The sequence below is a fragment of the Paenimyroides ummariense genome (genome assembly GCF_900115115.1).
Lineage (GTDB): Bacteria > Bacteroidota > Bacteroidia > Flavobacteriales > Flavobacteriaceae > Flavobacterium > Flavobacterium ummariense.
In genome coordinates this window covers 1-1,379 of sequence record NZ_FOVI01000070.1, presented here as the reverse complement: position 1 = coordinate 1,379, position 1,379 = coordinate 1, and the positions used below count along the sequence as shown (strand labels likewise).

1 protein-coding gene is annotated in these 1,379 nt (G+C 31.3%); it reads right to left on the bottom strand.

Annotated elements, in window-relative coordinates; translation table 11 throughout:
• Positions 1–162: 162 nt before the first annotated feature.
• A complete protein-coding gene (locus BM253_RS17095) occupies positions 163–1,161 on the bottom strand; it encodes an IS110 family RNA-guided transposase (protein ID WP_091526698.1) in 999 nt (332 codons plus the stop codon).
• Between the last annotated feature and the right edge of the window lie 218 nt (positions 1,162–1,379).

Genomic DNA, 1,379 nt, shown 5'->3' with positions numbered 1-1,379 from the left:
CGATAACTATGGTTTTTCAAAATAAAAAATGTTAAAATTCTCACTGTTTTTTTTACGAATAATTTAATAATTTTACGTTGGAACAAACAAATAAGTCTTGCGAAGGGGAAGAAGTTTTTACTTCTTTCCTTTCAAAAGAAAATTTATTTTTTATTACTAAATTTAAGCCACCTTTCTGTCGTAAATTTTATTGTCTCGTACACAGGCGCAAATTCTGTGGATTAGTTTGTTTCTTATATTGTTTATTACCAACATTTTATTTTTACCTTCAGCTACTTTTCTCTCGAAATAATCTTTGAGTTCGCCTTTTGTCGAAATACAAGATAAAGCGCACATATGTAGTTGTTTTTTTAGTGTTTTGTTTGCCATATAATGCACTTTTGGTTTGGCTCGGACACTTTTTCCGGAACTATATTCAAAAGGAACAACACCGCAATAGCAGGCTAATTGCCTTGGGTTTTCATAAAGTGTGAACTCATTAGTAAAACAAATCAAAAACAAAGCGGTTACTTTTCCAACACCTACAACCGAAGTTGTTTTTTCAAAAAGGTTCGAAATTGTTTCATCTTCTTTAATAAGTTTATCTAATTGTTGTTCAATGCTTTTTAAGTCTTTTTCAATTCCTTGTATGGTTGCTTTAGAAAAATTTTGGCTTAATTTGGCAAGTTCGGGTTCAAAACCTTTTAATTCATTAGTGTTTTTAACTAGCATTGCTTTGGTTTTTACCAAATGGTCTCTAAGAGTTAGAAGTTTTCTGATTTTACTAACCACTTCCCTTGGAGGTTGATAAATCTGTGCGTCTTCTTGATTTTTCATAGCATAATAGGCTATTCTTTCAGCATCGATTTTGTCGTTTTTCCCTCTTTGAATACCTAAACTTCGAATGATTTTTAACGACATTTCAACCCAAACCTTAAACTCTTTGGCAAGCAAGTTGTGAATGATGATTTTTCCGTACAATCCAGTATGTTCTAAACAAACCAAGGTGTTCTCTGGATTAGCTTGATGGTTTTTTAACCAATGTATTAATTCTTTCAACCCTTTGTTATTGTTAGTAAACTGATTGTGGACTGTGTTGTTTTTATCACTATTTAAAAGAACTACTGCATCAAAGTATTCTTTTGATACGTCAATACCCAAAAAATAATTAAATTTACTCATACAAAACATTTTAAAGTTAGCAACCAAGTTATTGAACCTTTAATCCAAGCCTTGATAATAGTCCTAAAAGACTGAATAACTATTTGATACTGATTCAATAAAACCGGCAAAGTCCTGATCGGAGGATAAGTCTAAAAGCTTTGCAGAGCGAATGGTGTACTTTGCCAGTTTTGGTTGTTAATAAATTTATGAATTTTTCAAAGAACAAATCTAAAGGC

What these genes read in the sequence shown, in the direction of transcription:
- BM253_RS17095 (WP_091526698.1), bottom strand. Translation starts at nt 1,161, where the DNA reads ATGAGTAAATTTAATTATTTTTTGGGTATTGACGTATCAAAAGAATAC.